General features: G+C 60.5%; 16 protein-coding genes. 10 read left to right on the top strand and 6 right to left on the bottom strand.

Annotation, left to right across the window (positions count from 1 at the left end; genetic code table 11):
• Positions 1-37: 37 nt before the first annotated feature.
• Positions 38-721 carry a deoxyribose-phosphate aldolase gene (deoC, locus tag L8I05_RS06575; protein ID WP_242167665.1) on the bottom strand — a complete coding sequence of 228 codons (684 nt, stop codon included), beginning with the start codon at positions 719-721 and terminating at the stop codon, positions 38-40.
• A 128-nt stretch (positions 722-849) separates the two neighbouring features.
• Here deoC and deoR point away from each other — a divergent pair, with 128 nt between their 5' ends.
• On the top strand, positions 850-1608 hold the full coding sequence (gene deoR, locus L8I05_RS06570; RefSeq protein ID WP_159956573.1) for a DNA-binding transcriptional repressor DeoR: 759 nt from the start codon (positions 850-852) through the stop codon (positions 1606-1608).
• On the opposite strand, the gene L8I05_RS06565 is transcribed toward deoR, so the two are convergent.
• The 3 genes from L8I05_RS06565 to rbsK are packed head-to-tail and all read right to left on the bottom strand — an operon-like array spanning position 1605 to position 4925.
• Positions 1605-2651: an aldose 1-epimerase family protein gene (locus tag L8I05_RS06565; RefSeq protein WP_242167663.1), complete on the bottom strand. Its 1047-nt coding sequence runs from the start codon at positions 2649-2651 to the stop codon at positions 1605-1607. The genes deoR and L8I05_RS06565 overlap by 4 nt on opposite strands.
• The gene (gene fucP, locus L8I05_RS06560) at positions 2648-3976 is read right to left on the bottom strand and encodes an L-fucose:H+ symporter permease (RefSeq protein ID WP_242167661.1); all 1329 of its coding nucleotides are present in this window, start codon (positions 3974-3976) and stop codon (positions 2648-2650) included. Before fucP ends, L8I05_RS06565 begins: the two co-directional genes overlap by 4 nt.
• Positions 3977-4004: 28 nt before the next feature.
• The gene (gene rbsK / locus L8I05_RS06555) at positions 4005-4925 is read right to left on the bottom strand and encodes a ribokinase (RefSeq protein ID WP_242167659.1); all 921 of its coding nucleotides are present in this window, start codon (positions 4923-4925) and stop codon (positions 4005-4007) included.
• A gap of 238 nt (positions 4926-5163) precedes the next feature.
• Here rbsK and L8I05_RS06550 point away from each other — a divergent pair, with 238 nt between their 5' ends.
• Together L8I05_RS06550 and L8I05_RS06545 are read left to right on the top strand one after the other, a co-directional pair.
• Positions 5164-6372 (top strand): multidrug effflux MFS transporter, encoded by a 1209-nt coding sequence (locus L8I05_RS06550; RefSeq protein WP_242167657.1) that lies wholly within the window; start codon positions 5164-5166, stop codon positions 6370-6372.
• A 146-nt stretch (positions 6373-6518) separates the two neighbouring features.
• Positions 6519-7376 carry an SDR family oxidoreductase gene (locus tag L8I05_RS06545; protein WP_242167655.1) on the top strand — a complete coding sequence of 286 codons (858 nt, stop codon included), beginning with the start codon at positions 6519-6521 and terminating at the stop codon, positions 7374-7376.
• 127 nt (positions 7377-7503) lie between these two features.
• On the opposite strand, the gene L8I05_RS06540 is transcribed toward L8I05_RS06545, so the two are convergent.
• Both L8I05_RS06540 and L8I05_RS06535 read right to left on the bottom strand, forming a co-directional pair.
• Positions 7504-8418 carry a tyrosine-type recombinase/integrase gene (locus L8I05_RS06540; RefSeq protein ID WP_197628132.1) on the bottom strand — a complete coding sequence of 305 codons (915 nt, stop codon included), beginning with the start codon at positions 8416-8418 and terminating at the stop codon, positions 7504-7506.
• Positions 8419-8526: 108 nt separating this feature from the next.
• The gene (locus tag L8I05_RS06535; protein WP_242167653.1) at positions 8527-9345 is read right to left on the bottom strand and encodes a hypothetical protein; all 819 of its coding nucleotides are present in this window, start codon (positions 9343-9345) and stop codon (positions 8527-8529) included.
• A gap of 471 nt (positions 9346-9816) precedes the next feature.
• Between L8I05_RS06535 and arnC the strand changes: the two genes are divergently transcribed.
• The 7 genes from arnC to L8I05_RS06500 are packed head-to-tail and all read left to right on the top strand — an operon-like array spanning position 9817 to position 17508.
• Positions 9817-10854, top strand: a complete 1038-nt coding sequence (arnC, locus tag L8I05_RS06530) for an undecaprenyl-phosphate 4-deoxy-4-formamido-L-arabinose transferase (protein ID WP_197628129.1) — start codon at positions 9817-9819, stop codon at positions 10852-10854.
• On the top strand, positions 10851-12842 hold the full coding sequence (arnA, locus tag L8I05_RS06525; protein WP_242167651.1) for a bifunctional UDP-4-amino-4-deoxy-L-arabinose formyltransferase/UDP-glucuronic acid oxidase ArnA: 1992 nt from the start codon (positions 10851-10853) through the stop codon (positions 12840-12842). The genes arnC and arnA overlap by 4 nt, the downstream gene beginning before the upstream one ends.
• A complete protein-coding gene (arnD, locus tag L8I05_RS06520; RefSeq protein ID WP_159956587.1) occupies positions 12842-13726 on the top strand; it encodes a 4-deoxy-4-formamido-L-arabinose-phosphoundecaprenol deformylase in 885 nt (294 codons plus the stop codon). The genes arnA and arnD overlap by 1 nt, the downstream gene beginning before the upstream one ends.
• Positions 13723-15378, top strand: coding sequence for a lipid IV(A) 4-amino-4-deoxy-L-arabinosyltransferase (gene arnT / locus L8I05_RS06515; RefSeq protein WP_242167649.1), 1656 nt, complete (start codon positions 13723-13725; stop codon positions 15376-15378). The genes arnD and arnT overlap by 4 nt, the downstream gene beginning before the upstream one ends.
• Complete coding sequence (gene arnE, locus L8I05_RS06510) at positions 15375-15722, top strand: 4-amino-4-deoxy-L-arabinose-phosphoundecaprenol flippase subunit ArnE (RefSeq protein ID WP_159956590.1); 348 nt, start codon at positions 15375-15377, stop codon at positions 15720-15722. The genes arnT and arnE overlap by 4 nt, the downstream gene beginning before the upstream one ends.
• Positions 15719-16132: a 4-amino-4-deoxy-L-arabinose-phosphoundecaprenol flippase subunit ArnF gene (gene arnF / locus L8I05_RS06505; RefSeq protein WP_177018564.1), complete on the top strand. Its 414-nt coding sequence runs from the start codon at positions 15719-15721 to the stop codon at positions 16130-16132. The genes arnE and arnF overlap by 4 nt, the downstream gene beginning before the upstream one ends.
• Positions 16129-17508 (top strand): UDP-glucose/GDP-mannose dehydrogenase family protein, encoded by a 1380-nt coding sequence (locus L8I05_RS06500; RefSeq protein WP_242167647.1) that lies wholly within the window; start codon positions 16129-16131, stop codon positions 17506-17508. Before arnF ends, L8I05_RS06500 begins: the two co-directional genes overlap by 4 nt.
• The last annotated feature ends 2 nt before the right edge of the window (positions 17509-17510 follow it).

The following is a 17510-nucleotide window of genomic DNA, read 5'->3' as shown; positions in this document are numbered from 1 at the left end:
AACTAAATAGATATTTAGTTGAGTTATATAAAACTAGTCAATAACCGCTCGCTGCCGTCATCGCTCCGCCCACAATCGCAATACCCGAACTGCTGCCCAAACGCGTAGCGCCGGCCTCGATCATCTTCACCGCCGTCGGATAATCACGCACGCCACCGGACGCCTTGACCCCAACGCCTGCGCCCACGGTTTTGCGCATCAGTGCTACGTCCTCAACCGTCGCGCCACTTTTGCTGAACCCCGTTGAGGTTTTCACGAAGGCCACACCCAAGTCCCGGCAGATCTCACACGCCTGGACTTTCTGTGCGTCGGTGAGCAGGCAGGTCTCCAGGATCACTTTCAACGGCACGGCACCACAGGCTCTGTGGACCAGGGCGATGTCTTCACGAACTTCATCCAGCAACCCGTCCTTCAACCAGCCGATGTTGAGCACCATGTCGATCTCCCCTGCCCCGGCGGCAATCGCCCGCTCAGCTTCAAACGCCTTGGTGTCGCTCAAGCCGGCGCCCAGTGGAAAGCCCACCACCGCACAAATCACCACGCCAGCGTCGACCAGGCACGACGCGGCGTAAGGCACTTGCCCGGAGTTCAGGCACACCGAATAGAAGCCATGCTCCCGGGCTTCCTCGCACAAGGTGCGAATCTGTTCACGGGAGGCGTCGGGCGCCAGTAAGGTGTGATCGATGTACTTGGCCAATGCTGCGGGTTGAAGCGTATTCATTTAACGTGCCCTTGCCTGTATGTTGCCAATGATCGCGGGCCAATTGTCACGCTGCCCACATTAATGCGTTACAATATTATCACTTAATGTTACTTATCTAACATAAACAATCAAGCCCTGGAATACGCGTGGACAGTAAAAAAGCCGAGCGACTCAAGCTTATCCAACAAGCCTTGCAGGATCAGAACGCCATTCACCTGCGGGAAATGGCGGCGCTGCTGGACGTTTCCGAGATGACCCTGCGCCGTGATCTCAACCACTTCACCGAGCACTTGCGTCTGCTCGGCGGCTACATCACCCGGGTTGGCAATGAGGCCAGCGATTACCGCGTCGCCGACCAGGACACGCGCCACGTCGAGGAAAAACGCCGCATCGGCAAACTCGCCGCGCGCTTGATACAGCCCGGTGACACGGTGTTTTTCGACTGCGGCACCACCTCGCCCTTTGTCATTGATTTCATCCCTGATGAGCTGGAGTTCACCGCGGTGTGCAGCTCGTTGAACGTGCTGCTCAAGCTGCAGAACAAACCCAACTGCCACATCGTGTTGTGCGGCGGCACCTTTCACCGCAAGAACCAGGTGTTTGAAAGCAGCGCCGAAAGCAGCATTCTCGACAGCGTGCGCCTGACCTGGGCCTTTGTGACCGCCGCCGGTGTCAGCCAGGAATTCGGCGTGACGTGCTTCAACTTCAATGAAGTCGAGGTCAAGCAAAAGGTTCTACGCCAGGCCCAGCAGCGTGTGTTGCTGGCCGATTTCAGCAAGTTCGACACGGTGCGCACCGCTCACTTCGCCGCACTGGAAGACTTTCACTACGTGGTCAGCGACAAGAAAATACCCCGCGTCTACAAAGACGCCATCCAGGCCAGCGGCGCGCAATTGCTGGTTTAACCCAGCAACTTCCGACGTTCCTGCGCGTTCAAGTAGCCGGTGGTCACACTGAACGACGCACTGGCCCCAGCCGCCAGCGAGCGCACCTGGCCTTTGGCTTTTTCGGCGTTATAGCCTTCGGGCTCACAGGTTGACGGCAACACGAACGCCGCCACTTGCTGGTCCGGCGTGTGCAGGATCCAGCGCGCAGCGTGCTCGAACTGCTCCGGCTGATAACGCGTGTAGAACGCCGCACCATCAGGGTGATCGAGCAAAAAGTGCGCGTGGCCCGTAGCATCTGTGCCCACGCCATCGAAGAAAAATACGATTTCAGGGTCGTACAATGCTGGCGCGTCGAGGCTCGCCAGCTGGGCGGGATGCTCGGCCAGGCGCGCCATGTAGGCGCTCCAGTCCGGTGTCGGCTTGACGTGGTCCGGCACACTGGTGCGCAAGCGCAAGCGCTGCATGCCCAGCGGCTCGACGAACCGCGCACCGTCCACATAGGCGTAGTTCATGTGCGCCATGTACATCAGCTCCATGGGTTTGCCGGCCAGGTTCGTCACGTCCATGTCGATATCGAACAGCGCCGAATCGGCGCGCAATGTCACACTCGGGCTCGCCCGGTAGCGATCACCAAAGCCCTTGGCATATTCATATGAGCCGCCCAGGCGCACAAAACCCTCGCCGATTTCCAGCCAGGCCGTGTCCATCGGCGCGCAGGGCATTTCGCCGTGCAAGGCATGTGTGTCATCCGGCGCCGGGCAGCCGTTGCGCAGCAGGCCGCTGTGAAACATGAAGCAGCCATAGGTATCGATAATCGTCGGGCTGGGCCTGGGCTGCTTGAACAAGTGGGTCATGGTCAGGTCGCAACCTTCGAACACTGCCGACCAGATCATCTGGCCCTGGTAAGGCAACACCACCAGGCGCCCACGGCTGTTTTCCAGGCTTACGGCCAGCACACCGGACGGGTAAGTCCAGGCGCTGACCTTGAAGTCCTCAGACTGCAAAAGGATCTTTTCCGGCTCGGCAAACACCGCCCGATACAGCGGGATACACGTATTCATGAGGCCACCACTGCTGCGCCCGACGGCACAGCGTCCGATTGGCGCAGGCACTTGAGCGCGTACATCACAATCACGATAAAGCACAGCAACGGCACGCTGTAGGCCAGCTGCATGTTGCCGCCGCTGGCGTCGGACAACAGGCCCTGGAAGATCGGAATCACGCCGCCACCGACAATACTCATCACCAGCAATGAACCGCCGACGCCGGTGTCTTCACCCAACCCATCTATGGTCAGGCCGTAGATAGTCGGCCAGCACGGGCCGAGAAAAATACTCACGCCGACCGCGGCATACACCGCCGAAATGTTCGGCACCAGAATGGTGTAGGCCAGCAGCACAATGCACAGCACGCCGTAGATCGCCAACACCTTGGCCGGGTGCAGACGCCGCATCAACAGGTTGGCGATCAACTTGCCGACAAAGTAAGCGGCGAAGGTCGTCATTAAAAACCACGAAGCGCTGCGCTCATTCATGCCGCCCATTTGCATGGCCAGACGAATGGTGAAACTCCACACGCCCACCTGCGCGCCCACATACAGAAACTGCGTCAGCACGCCGAAGGTGAAACGCGGGTTACGCCACAACCGTCCCAGGCTTTGACGAATGCTGCCCGGCTTGCTGCCGACAACTTTGTTGCCTTTGCAGGCAGGGAAGCGAGTAATAGCGATCAGAATAAACATCAGCACCAGCACGGCGATCATCCACTTATACGGCAGCAGCGTGGACTGGATCATTTGCAGTTGCTGCACCGCCGCCTCAGTGGCGCTCATCTGCTGCAGCTGTGCCGTGGTGGCGTCGGTGTCCTTGAACATCACGAAGCTGCCCACGTACACCCCGGCCATCGCGCCGAACGGGTGAAAGGTCTGCGAGATGTTCAAGCGTCGGGTGCCGGTTTCCCGTGGGCCCATCAGCGTCGAATAGGTGTTGCAGGCGGTTTCCAGAAACGACAAGCCGGCTGCAATCACAAACAGCGCCAGCAGGAACATTCCGTACTTGGCTGACGACGCCGCAGGGAAAAACAGCAGGCAGCCCAGCATGTACAGCAACAAGCCGATCAGGATCGTGCTTTTGTAGCTCAAGCGGCGCACCACCATCGCGGCCGGAATCGCCACAAAAAAGTAGCCCAGATAAAACGCCGATTGCACAAAGGCAGTCTGGAAATCACTGAGCAAAAACGCCTTCTTGAAGTGTGCGATCAGCACGTCGTTCATGCTCGCCGCCGCAGCCCACAACGCAAAGATGCTGCACAGCAGGATAAAGGCGAACCACGGCGTGCGGTTCAGGTAAAAACCATCGGGTGTCTGTTGCAGCGCAGGTGTGTTCATTATTGTTCTCCGGGCTGAATGGAAGGCCTTAGCGTTGTTGCTGGAAGCGTGCGAACGCTGCACTGTCGGGGTAGGAAGTCTGCGTACCCAGCGCCATCACCGAGCACGCGGAATAAGCCACCGCCTGCTCCATGGCCTGGCGAATGTTGCGGTGGTGATTCCAGTGTTGAATGAAGCAACCGATAAACGCGTCACCGGCGCCGGTGGTGTCACGGGCGACAACCCGCTGGCCCGGCACCTGAAACTCGCCCTCCTCGCCCACGTACAGCGCGCCCTGCTCGCCGAGGGTGACGATCACGTGACGAATGCCGCTGGCGACCAGGGTGCGTGCGGCGCTGCGGGCTGAGTCCGGCGAGTCCACGACCAGCCCGGTGATCAACGCCAGTTCCGACTCGTTGGGGATCAGGAAATCCAGCAGTGATAGATGCTCGGCACTCAGCCCGGCCAGGGCCGGTGCCGGGTTGAGCAGCACCGCGATGCCATGGCGGTGCGCGAATTCGATGGCGTAGTAAACCGTCTCCAGGTCTATCTCCAGCTGCAGCACAATCAGCGTGCACTCACGCAGGTCGGTGGCCGCCGCGTCGATATCCGCCGGCAACAAATGCGCATTGGCGCCTTTGACGATCAAGATGCTGTTGTGGGAGTCGGCCTGTACAAAAATCGGCGCCACGCCGCTGGAGACGCCGGGCACCCGCTGCACATAGCGGGTGTCGATGCCAAAGCGCTGGAAGTTGGCCAGGGTGTTGTCGGCGAACATGTCGTCGCCGACCTTGCTCAACATCACTACCTCAGCGCCCAGCTTGGCGGCGGCCACGGCCTGGTTGGCGCCTTTGCCACCGCAACCCAGGGCAAAGCCTGGCGCTTCCAGGGTTTCGCCCTGGGCCGGCATGCGGTCGATGTAGGTGATCAGATCCACCATATTGCTGCCGATGACTGCGATCTTGCTCATTGCTACTCCACCTTGTTGCGGCACGACCAGGCAGGTCGAGGCGCTCTTGTTTTGTTATTTAAATAACATTAGGTGTGAATATTCAATCTTTTTTTCACGGTGGGCGATCAACGTCGCATTCGCTGCGGGAGAAAAACTGCGAAGGCAGGAAAATGTAGCGTCTGTGTAATCACCACCTTGTGCACCCAAGGGGCGCTCTCTAAGCTGGCCGATCTTTTGCTGTGACCCGGAAACCCCCATGCCACGAAGTATTGCCCACCTCGCCTTGCTGCTGGGGTTGATCACCGCCATTGGCCCGTTCGCCATCGACAGCTACCTGCCTGCGCTACCGACCCTGGGTGCCAGCCTGCAGGCGTCGCCGGCGGCGGTGCAGATGAGCCTCACGGTGTTCTTCATGATCATCGGTGTGTGCCAGTTGTTTTACGGGCCGATCAGCGATGTGTTCGGTCGCAAGCCACCGATCTATGCCGGTTTGGTGATTTTCGCCGTGGCCAGCGTCGGTTGCGCGTTGGCCCCGACCATCGAAGTACTCATTGGTTTTCGTGCACTGCAAGCGTTCGGCGCGTGCGCCGGCATGGTGATTCCACGCGCGATCGTTCGCGATCTGTATACCGGCCATGAAGCGGCGCGTTTGATGGCGTTGTTGATGCTGGTGATGAGTGTTTCACCGATCCTGGCGCCGCTGGCCGGCAGCGTGGTGATTTCGCTGTGGAGTTGGCGTGAAGTGTTCGCAGTGCTGGCGGTAGTGGCCGTGCTGTGCCTGATCATGACCATCGTGCAGTTGCCCGAAACCCATCCCGCCGAGCGCCGCCTGGGCAAGACCCTCGGCAGTGCAATCGGCAGCTACGGCGCATTGCTGCGTGATCCGGTATTCACCGGCCTGTCCGTGGTCTGCGGTTTTGGCCTGGCGACCTTCTTTGTGTTTATCGGCAGTGCGCCATTCGTCTACATCGAATACTTCGGCCTCACGCCGACGCAGTTCAGCCTGTGTTTCGCGCTGAACGCCGCGTCGTTCTTCGCGATGAGCCAGCTGACCGCACGCCTGAGCGCACGCTTTGGTCTGGCACCGCTGATTCGCTGGTCGGTGGTCGGCGTGGCCGTGGTCATGACGTTGCTGGCCGCCACCACCGTATGGAGCGACAACCTGGCCTTGATGATGACGCTGTTGTTTATCGGTTTCGGTTTCCTCGGCCTCTTATTGCCTGCGGCCGGTGTGTTGTCCATGGAAGATCACGGCGCCGTGGCCGGTTCGGCGTCGGCGCTGCTCGGGGCGATCCAGATGATCACCGCGGCGGTGTCCATGACCCTGGTTGGCGTGTTCGCCGACCACACGCCGGCGCCGATGTTGATTGGCATTGCCCTGTGTGCGGTTGCCGCAATGTTGGTCACCCTGTGGACGCTGCGGCGTTTACCCACCCACTTGGCGCACACGCCGCCCGTGCGCTGACCCCTACGCCGGCGGGGTCAGCTTCGGCTGAATCCCGTTGCGCGTCAGCGAAACCATTCGTCGGGCGTGCCCCACATCCACCACAACTATCGCCGCCGGTAAAACTACTAACCCCATAGCACCCTTCAAGTTCTATGGAGACACAAATGACTGACTACCCTCGCCCACCCTTCGCCCCGCAAGCCCAATCCGTGCCCGGTTCGCAGAAAAAAATGGACCCCTACCCTGATTGCGGCGAGCAGAGCTACACGGGCTCCGGTCGGCTGGCCAACAAGATTGCCTTGATTACCGGTGCCGACAGCGGCATCGGTCGTGCGGTGGCCATCGCGTTCGCACGAGAAGGCGCCGATGTGGCCATTTCCTATCTGGACGAGCATGAAGACGCCCAGGAAACCGCACGCTGGGTCGAAGAAGCCGGGCGCCAGTGCCTGCTGCTGCCGGGTGATATCGCGCAAAGAGCCAACTGCCAGGCACTGGTCGACAAAACCGTCGAACAGTTCGGCCGTATTGACGTGCTGGTTAACAACGCGGCGTTCCAGATGACCCACGAAACCCTCGAAGAGATCGAGGATGAGGAATGGGTCAAGACCTTCGATATCAACATCACCGCGATGTTTCGGATCTGCAAGGCCGCCCTGCCCCACATGAAAGCCGGCAGCTCGATCATCAATACCAGCTCGGTCAATTCGGACATGCCCAAACCGACGCTGTTGGCCTATGCCGCGACCAAGGGCGCCATCGCCAACTTCACCGGTGGCCTGGCGCAGTTGCTGGGCAGCAAGGGCATTCGCGTCAACAGCGTAGCGCCAGGCCCGATCTGGACACCGCTGATCGTCTCGACCATGACCGATGAAGACGTCAAGAGCTTCGGCAGCGAGACCCCGTTGGGCCGCCCCGGCCAGCCGGTGGAAGTGGCGCCGATCTACGTGTTGCTGGCCTCGGATGAAGCCAGCTACATCTCCGGTTCGCGCTACGCGGTGACCGGCGGCAAGCCGATTTTATAAGCTCTACCTGTGGGAGCTTGCTCCCGTTCGAGTGCGCAGCGCTCGCCCGCTTTTTAGGGGCGCTTCGCACTCCAGCGCAAGCAAGCGTGCTCGCCACAGAAGCCTGCTCCCACACCGTTAATCAAAGCTACAAATCAAACCGATCCACCGCCCGCCGCCGCTCATTGTCGTCGCGTACGTCATAGCTGGCGGTGGTCTGGATATTAGTGTGGTGCGCCAGTTTCTGCGCGATCGACAGGTCATGCTCTTCAATCACCCGGGTGATGAACGAACGCCGGAAGTCATGCGGCATGATCTTCACGCCCACCTGTTCACCGCGCTGACGGGCGATGTAGTAAATCGCGTGTTTGGTGATGCGTTCGCGGGTGATGTGGCTGCCCCGGCGGATGCGATTGAACAGAAAGGCGTCGTCCTGCTCGCCCTCCTTGAGCTGTTCGCGGCGAAATTCCAGCCACGCCGTCAGCTTGTCAAAGGCCCAGGCCGGCGCGTACTTGATCAACTCCTTATTGCCCTTGCCGGTCACGCGCAAACTGCGCTCAGCGAAGTTGATCTGCGCCAGGTCCAGGTTGACCGACTCCGACTTGCGCATGCCCGAACCATACAGAATGCCGATCACCGCCGCGTCCCGCAGGCCCTGGGGCCGTGGGTCGGCGGCGCACACGTCCATCATTTCGCGGATCAGCGTACGCCGCAGGTTGCGCCCCTGCCCCAGGCGTGTGCCGGGGGCGGCTTTGACCGAGCGCATCTTCAGCAGGTGATCCTGGCTGATCAGGCTCATGCGCCAGGCTTCGTTCATGACCCCGCGCACCGCATTCACGTACAGCGATGAGGTGTTCGGCGCATAGCCGTCTTCGCGCAGCGCGGCGACCAGGGCAATCACGTGTTCGGGTTGCAGCAGGTGCCAGTCGATGTCTTCGAGGTTGATGTCTTCGAAGCCCAGGCGGTCGGCGGCATCCTGCAGCACATAGCGCATGGTCAGTTGGCTGGAGGGGGCCAGGCGGGTGAGGTAGAGGGTCAGCGGGTTGCGAATAGACTCAGTCAAGGTAGATCAGCCTTTGGATTAAATACCTCAAGCAAGCCATTGTTTAATCGAGGTATTTAGTGAATTGGCGAGGACCGAGTCTAACGCAGGACCGGCCCTCGCACAAAATCACGGGGTCGATTCGTCATCCTCGGTCGGGTCTTCGGGTTGCGGCTGGGTCTGGGATTGGCTCCACTCGGTGTCTTGCTTTTGCATCAAGGCGAACCAGTGCTGGCGCATGAATGCCAGGTAGCTGTCCGGGGCCTTGGCGAAGTCTTTTTCATCGCCATAACAGCCCGGCAAGGGCAATTCGGTGCCCTGTTCCTTGTACTGGCTGACCAGGGCCTGCTGCGCCGCCACGCTGCAATCCTTGGGCAATGGCATGCCACGTAACGCGCCGGCTTCCTCGTCCCACCAGCTCGCACCCACGCGGTCGACGCCGCGCAGGCGGTACTTTTGGGACTTGCCAGCGTGCATGATCAATTTGAATTCATTGGGGCTGACATCGCTTGTGCAGGTACGCGAATAGCCCACGGTGGCCTGGGTGATGCCATCCCCCGCCAGGTCGGTGACCTTGGTCGCCGCCATGTCGAAGCGCAGCGCCGCGTCAAATTGGCAGTGCTGCACATCGTCGTAGAGCATCCACACGCGCTTGGGATGGTCGCCGCCCAACAAATACTGGGCCGCGTAGACAAATGCCGACTGGGTGCCGTCGTCGTCGCGCTCGCTGACCTGCTCGGCGAGCACCAGCAGGTTCTTGCCTTGGCGGTCGTCCCAGGTGTAGGCCGCGACCTGTTTACCGCGCACTTCAACGCCTTCGGGCACTTGGTCGACAGTGGTGAGCGCAACCCCGTCATCGGCCCGTACGGTCGTGACACAGGCCACAGCCATCAACAATCCCATCAACGCGGGCCGCAACTGGCCGCGTAAAAGCTGCACGCTATTCATCCGAGTACCCTGGCAAGAGATGGCTTACTTTACCGGCACTTGAGGGCCAATGCAGAGAAGTTTGTTGAATAAAACCGGCGGTACACAGTACTGTCGAAAAAACGCCCTGATTTTACCCATCAAGGGAGACCGTCGGCGGCTCTATTACTTAGCTGAACCCTAGCTGTCTACCTGTCAAATAAACGAGTTTTTCATCCGCCTTTCATATTCGTTCAACAATTTTCCGCTTAATCTTGGCCGCAGGACTTGAGAACGAACCGTGTGTTCTCCGACTAACCTGTTGATTAGGCTTTACCTTTCACGATTTTCGTCTTTACTCTGCTAGCCCATGGAAGAAAACATTGCCGGTCCTCAGGAAAGTCGAATGAATGCCGCAACCCCACGCTATGTTTAATCAGTTTTCTGACTATCCAGCCACTGATTACTGCTGTTTTCACGCTCCAATCGCTCTAGCCCCGAGGTCATGAATCTTTGAAACCCTACCCTATTCATTGCGTGTCGATCGTTATCCCGGTCTACAACGAACAAGAGAGCCTGCCTGAATTGCTGCGTCGCACGACGGCAGCCTGCAAGCAACTGGCCTACGAATACGAAATCATCCTGGTGGATGATGGTAGTCGCGACAATTCCGCCCAATTGCTGGAGGATGCTGCCGCAGAAGACGGCAGCAACGTAGTGGCGGTGATCCTTAACCGTAACTACGGCCAGCATGCGGCGATCATGGCCGGCTTCGAGCAGTGCCGGGGCGAGGTGGTGATCACGCTTGACGCCGACCTGCAAAACCCACCGGAAGAAATCCCGCGCCTGGTCGAACAAGCCGCCTTGGGCTACGACGTGGTTGCCACCGTACGCAACAACCGCCAGGACTCAGCCTTTCGCCGCTGGCCTTCGCGCCTGATCAACCTGGCCGTGCAACGCTCCACCGGCGTGGCCATGACCGACTACGGCTGCATGCTGCGCGCCTACCGCCGCACCATCGTCGACGCCATGCTCGCCTGCCGCGAGCGCAGCACCTTTATCCCGATCCTGGCCAACGGCTTTGCCCGCCACACCACGGAAATCCTGGTGCATCACGCCGAGCGTGAACATGGCGAGTCCAAATACAGCGCCATGCGCCTGATCAGCCTGATGTTCGACCTGCTGACCTGCATGACCACCACGCCGCTGCGCCTGTTGTCGATTGTCGGCTTCAGCCTCGCCGCCCTGGGCGTACTGTTCGCCCTGGCGTTGATCATCCTGCGCCTGGCCTTTGGTGCCCAGTGGGCCGGCGACGGCATGTTCGTGTTGTTCGCGGTGCTCTTCGTGTTCACCGGTGGCCAGTTCATCGGCATGGGCCTCCTGGGTGAATACCTGGGGCGCATGTACAGCGATGTGCGCGCCCGTCCGCGTTTCTTCATTGAAAAAGTGCTGCGCAACCAACCGGCAGCACCGGCTCCAGTGGTCGTCGTTGACGGCCTGGTGTCCTCCCATACCACTTCTACTTCTCCTTCCGATCAGGTTTCGTCATGAATTCAAAAGCTGTTGTCTTCGCTTACCACGATATTGGCTGTGCTGGTATTGAAGCCCTGCTCAATGCGGGTTACGAAATTGCTGCCGTGTTCACCCATGCCGACGACCCCAAGGAAAACAATTTCTACGGCTCCGTCGCCCAACTGTGCGCCCGCAACGGCATCCCGGTGCATGCACCGGAAGACGCCAACCACCCACTGTGGATCGAGCGCATTGCCAAGCTGAACCCGGATTACATCTTCTCGTTCTACTACCGCAACCTGCTGAGCGAGGCCCTGCTGGCCACCGCCAAAAAAGGCGCGTTCAACCTGCACGGCTCGCTGCTGCCCAAATACCGTGGCCGCGCACCGGCCAACTGGGTGCTGGTCAACGGCGAAACAGAAACCGGCGTGACCCTGCACCGCATGGTCAAGCGTGCCGATGCCGGCGCGATCCTGGCCCAGCAGAAAGTCGTGATCGACCGCACTGACACCGGCCTGACCCTGCACGCCAAACTGCGTGACGCCGCCACCAACCTGCTGCGTGACGCCCTGCCGCAACTGGCTCAAGGCAAACTGGCAGAAACCGCCCAGGACGAAAGCCAAGCCACCTACTTCGGCCGCCGCACCGCCGCCGATGGCAAGCTGGACTGGAAAAAGCCGGCTGAAGAACTGTTCAACCTGGTTCGCGCCGTGACCCAACCGTACCCGGGTGCCTTCTGCGCGGTCGGCGAGCACAAACTGATCGTTTGGCAAGCCGAAGTGGTCAAGGGCAACGAAGGCCTGGCGCCTGGCCGTGTGATCAGCGTCAACCCGCTGCGCATCGCCTGCGGTGAAGATTCCCTGGTGGTCAAGTTCGGCCAGCGCAACGCCAACGGCCTGTACCTGGCCGGTCCTTCCCTGGCCGATGAATTGGGCCTGGTCGACGGCTCCGTACTGCGCGGCGCCGAGTCCGGCCGCAAGCCACGTCGTACCCGCGTACTGATCCTGGGCGTGAACGGCTTTATCGGTAACCACTTGTCCGAGCGCCTGCTGCGTGACGACCGTTACGAAATCTACGGCCTGGACATCGGCTCCGACGCCATCGAGCGCCTGCGCAGCCACCCCAACTTCCACTACGTGGAAGGCGATATCAGCATTCACTCCGAGTGGATCGAGTACCACATCAAGAAGTGCGACGTGGTCCTGCCGCTGGTGGCCATCGCCACGCCGATCGAATACACCCGTAACCCGCTGCGCGTGTTCGAGCTGGACTTCGAAGAGAACCTGAAACTGGTTCGCTACTGCGTCAAGTACAACAAGCGCGTGATCTTCCCGTCGACCTCCGAAGTCTATGGCATGTGCCAGGACCAGTACTTCGACGAAGACACCTCCAACCTGGTGGTCGGCCCGGTCAACAAGCAGCGCTGGATCTACTCGGTCTCCAAGCAACTGCTGGACCGCGTGATCTGGGCTTACGGCGACAAAGGCCTGAACTTCACGCTGTTCCGTCCATTCAACTGGATGGGCCCGCGTCTGGACCGTCTGGACTCGGCCCGTATCGGCAGCTCTCGCGCCATCACCCAGCTGATCCTGAACCTGGTGGAAGGTACGCCGATCCGCCTGTTCGACGGTGGTGAGCAAAAGCGTTGCTTCACTGACATCGCCGACGGCATCGAAGCCCTGGCACGCATCATTGATAACGACAACGATGTCTGCAACGGCCAGATCATCAACATCGGCAACCCGGAAAACGAAGCCAGCATTCGTCAGCTCGGCGAAGAACTGCTGCGTCAGTTCGAAGCCCACCCGCTGCGCAGCAACTTCCCGCCGTTCGCCGGTTTCCGCGACGTAGAAAGCAAGGCGTTCTACGGCACCGGTTACCAGGACGTGGCACACCGCAAGCCAAGCATCGAAAACGCCAAGCGCCTGCTGAACTGGGAGCCGACCGTTGAGATGAGCGAAACCATCGGCAACACCCTGGATTTCTTCCTGCGTGAAGCCATGCTCGAAATCGCGGACAAGAAGTAATGCAGGCTGGCCTTCGCATCGACGTCGACACCTACCGTGGCACCCGTGAAGGTGTGCCGCGGTTGCTCGAATCCCTGGATGAAGCAGGGGTAAAAGCGACGTTCTTCTTCAGCGTTGGGCCGGACAACATGGGGCGCCACTTGTGGCGCCTCATCCGCCCGCAATTTCTGTGGAAGATGCTGCGTTCCAATGCCGCCGGGCTGTATGGCTGGGACATCTTGTTGGCCGGCACCGCCTGGCCCGGCAAGCCGATTGGCCGCGACCTGGGGCACTTGATGCGCCAGGCCAAGGCCGCCGGCCATGAAGTCGGCCTGCACGCGTGGGATCACCACGGCTGGCAGGCCAACACCGGGCGCTGGAGCGATGCACAGCTGGTCGAACAGATCCGCCGTGGCGTCGACACCTTGAGCGACATACTCGGTGAGCGCATCGATTGTTCAGCGGCTGCCGGTTGGCGCGCCGATGAACGCGTGGTGCAAGCCAAGCAAGGCTTCAATTTTCGCTACAACAGCGATTGCCGGGGCACCAGCCTGTTTCGTCCAACCTTGGCCGATGGCAGCGCGGGCACCCCACAAATTCCGGTAGACCTGCCGACCTTCGACGAAGTCGTCGGGCCGGTGGTGGCTGCCAAAGACTTCAACAGCTTCATTCTTGACCGGTTTACCGAGTCGAAGCTGAACGTCTATACGATCCACGCAGAAGTAGAAGGGATTCTGATGGCTGAAGATTTTCGCCAGTTGCTCGCCCAGGCCGGGCAGCGCGGCATCGACTTCAAACCCCTGGGCGAACTGTTGCCCGCGGACGTGACCACCCTGCCCCAGCAACACCTGGTGCGCGGCGCCCTGAGCGGCCGCGAGGGTTGGCTCGGAGTGCAGCAGGCATGATCCGGCGCTGGGCCTTGCCCTTGCTCCTGTTGGCGTTCGGCGTGTTTTACCTGTTACCGCTGGCCACGCACGGCCTGTGGATTCCGGATGAAACCCGTTACGCACAGATCAGCCAGGAAATGCTGCTGACCGGCAAGTGGGCGTCGCCGCACTTCATGGGCATTCGCTACTTCGAGAAGCCCGCCGCCGGCTACTGGATGATTGCGCTGGGCCAGGCGATCTTCGGGCAGAACCTGTTCGGCGTGCGCTTTGCCTCGGCCTTGAGCACCGGGCTGAGCATCCTGCTGGTGTACCTGGTGTCGCGCCGGCTGTGGAATGACCCACAAAAAAGCCTGGTCAGCACTGTGTTGTACATGAGCTTTGTCAGCGTGGCGTTGCTCGGCGGTTATGCCAACCTCGATCCGCAGTTCACCTTTTGGGTCAACCTGACCGGCGTTGCACTGTGGTTTTGCTTCGACAGCACCACGCGCCGTGGCCGTTTGTGGTCCTGGGCCTTGCTCGGCTTTGCCTGCGGCATGGGCTTCATGACCAAGGGCTTTCTTGCCTGGTTGCTGCCGGTGCTGATCGCCCTGCCCTATGCAATCTGGCAGAAGCGCTTTCGTGAACTGCTCGGTTACGGTGTGGTGGCGGTCGTCGTCGCCATTGTCGTCAGCCTGCCTTGGGCGCTGGCGGTGCACCTGCAAGAGCCGGACTACTGGAACTTCTTCTTTTGGCATGAGCACATCCAACGCTTTGCCGGCGACGACGCCCAGCATGCCGAGCCATTCTGGTATTACCTGCCGTTGATGGTCGCGTTCTCGTTGCCCTGGATTGCCCTGCTGCCGTCCACGGTTAAACACGCGTGGCTGGAAAAACGCCTGCCCAAGACTGCGTTCCTGCTGTTGTGGCTGCTGATGCCCCTGGCTTTCTTCAGCCTGGCCAAGGGCAAGCTGCCGTCGTACATCATGCCGTGCCTGCTGCCCTTGGCCTTGCTGATGGGCTCGACCCTGAGTAACAAGCTTGCACTGGGCCACGGCCGCGCATTGCGCATCAACGGCTGGCTGAACCTGGCGTTCGGCGTGCTGGCCTTGCTGGCGCTCAGTTGGTTCCAGATGAAGAAGCCAGTGTATGAACACGGCGTGGAAACCTTCAGCCTGGTGCTGGTGTTCGTCTGCCTGTTCGGCTGGATCCTCGTCAACCTGCTGCACGCCGCGCGCCCGTTGAAACTGTGGGCCGCGCCGCTGATCGGCAGCGGCTTACTGGTGCTGCTGGTGCCGGCCGCGCTGCCCCACTCGGTGGTTTACAACAAGATTCCGGATCAATTCATCATCGACCACCAGCAAGAGCTGCAAACGACCACCGCCTTGCTCAGCAATGACCTGGGCGCGGCGTCGGCCTTGTCCTGGCGTCTGGGCCGCCCGGATGTCGCGCTCTACAACACCGTCGGTGAAGTGAAATATGGCATTGCCTACGCGGACACCGCCCACCGCAGAATCGACACCAGCCAGGTCCAGCAATGGATGGCTGATGCGCGCAAACAAGGGCCGGTCGGCGTGGTCATGCGGGTCAAGGGCGACGATGAAGTGGCTGAAGTGAACCTGCTGCCCCAGGACGGCAAGCGCTACGAGCGCGGCAACCTGGTGATCCTGATCTTCCCGCAGGTCGCGCAATGATCACCCTCCTGCTGTTATTGGGTGCGTGCCTGCTCACGTGCATGGGCCAGGTCTCGCAGAAGTTTGCTGTGGAAAGCTGGCGCGACCAGCCCGACGGCTGGGCACCCAAACTGCGTTCGCCCTGGCTGTGGGCGGCGTTGGTGTGCCTGGGCCTGGGCTTGCTGGTGTGGCTGCTGGTGTTGCAGCGCCTGGAAGTGGGCATCGCCTACCCCATGCTCAGCCTGAATTTCGTGCTGGTCACGCTGATGGCGCGTTTCGTCTTTCATGAACACATCGATGGCCGTCACTGGCTGGGTGTCGCGCTGGTGATCGGCGGTGTGGTGTTGCTGGGGCGTCACGTATGAGCCGGGTTCAAGGCTTTGCCCTGGCCCTGGGCAGTGTCGGCCTGGTCAGCGCCGCCCAATTGGGCATGCGCTGGAGTATGACGCGCCTGCCGCTGCCTGCCGAGTGGCTGAACGCGTTCAACAGCAACAGCATCGATGTGAGCGCCTTGGGCGTGGTGGTCCTGGCGATCATCGCCTACGCGCTGTCGATGCTCTGCTGGCTCGGCGCACTCAAGCATTTGCCCCTGGGCCGCGCCTATTCGCTGCTCAGCATCAGCTACGCGCTGGTGTACTTGCTGGCCGCCAGCCTGCCGGTGTTCAACGAACATTTTTCGCTTTCAAAAACCCTGGGGGTGGCCTTGGTCATCCTCGGAGTTCTGGTTATTAACTCTCGTCGTGCTAGCGTTGCAAGCCCCAGGAATGCCCCATGAAAATCAGTGTATTTGGTAGTGGTTACGTCGGTCTGGTGCAGGCCACCGTATTGGCCGAAGTCGGTCACGATGTCATCTGCATGGACGTTGACAAGAGCAAGGTCGAGTCGCTGCAAAAAGGCCACGTGACCATTTTCGAGCCGGGGCTGGCGGACATGGTCAAGGAAAACCTGGAAAGCGGACGCCTGCACTTCACCTTCGATGAAAAACTTGCGGTCGAGCACGGTGAAGTGCTGTTTATCGCCGTGGGCACGCCGTCGGATGAAGACGGCTCAGCCGACCTCAAATATGTACTGTCGGTGGGTGATGCGGTATCCCGCCATCGCATCGAGCCGGTGATTCTGGTGGAAAAATCCACCGTTCCCGTCGGCACCGGCGATACCTTGCGTGCCCATATCGAAAAGAACCTGCGTGTGGCCGGCCGCCACCTGGAGTTCGATATCGTCTCCAACCCGGAATTCCTCAAGGAAGGCTCGGCCGTTGCCGACTGCCGCCGCCCGGACCGCATCATCATCGGTTGCGAGCGTGAAGAAGTGCGTGAAGTGATGCGCGACCTCTACGCGCCGTTCAACCGCAACCACGACCGCATCATTTTCATGGACTTGCGCAGCGCCGAACTGACCAAGTACGCGGCCAACTGCATGCTGGCCACCAAGATCAGCTTTATCAACCAGATCGCCGAGCTGGCCGAGCACCTGGGCGCGGACATCGAAGCCGTGCGCCTGGGCATCGGCGCCGACTCGCGCATCGGCTACCACTTCATTTACCCCGGTTGCGGCTACGGCGGCTCGTGTTTCCCCAAGGACATGCGCGCCTTGATCCACAGCGCCAAAGAAGCCAATTGCTCCAGCGACCTGCTGGAAGCCGTGGAAGCCATCAACCAGCGCCAGAAGAGCAAGCTGTTCGAACGCCTCAACGCCTACTTCAAGGGCAACCTGCAGGGCAAAACCTTCGCCTTGTGGGGCCTGGCCTTCAAGCCCAACACCGATGACATGCGCGATGCGCCCAGCCGTGTGCTGATGGAAGCGCTGTGGGCAGCGGGCGCCAATGTGCGTGCGTTTGACCCCGAGGCCATGCAGGAAACCCAGCGCATCTACGGCGACGAGTCGCGCCTGACCCTGCTGGGCACGCCGGAATCGGCATTGAGCGGCGCCGATGCGCTGATCGTCTGCACCGAATGGCAGCAGTTCAAGGCGCCGGATTTCGACCTGATCCACGATCGCCTGAAAAACCCGGTGATCTTCGACGGCCGTAACCTGTACGACAGCGAGCGCCTGGCACGCAAAGGCTTCAAGTATTTCCCCATGGGCCGAGGTGACTCCTGCGAACTGCCGATCCCTCAGCAAAACTGGGTGCAGCAGGTCAAGGAAGCCTGATA

It is taken from the genome of Pseudomonas sp. MONT-RG-20F-20-E-7-02, assembly GCF_022662395.1.
Classification (GTDB): Bacteria; Pseudomonadota; Gammaproteobacteria; order Pseudomonadales; family Pseudomonadaceae; genus Aquipseudomonas.
This window is presented reverse-complemented; position numbering and strand designations above follow the sequence as displayed.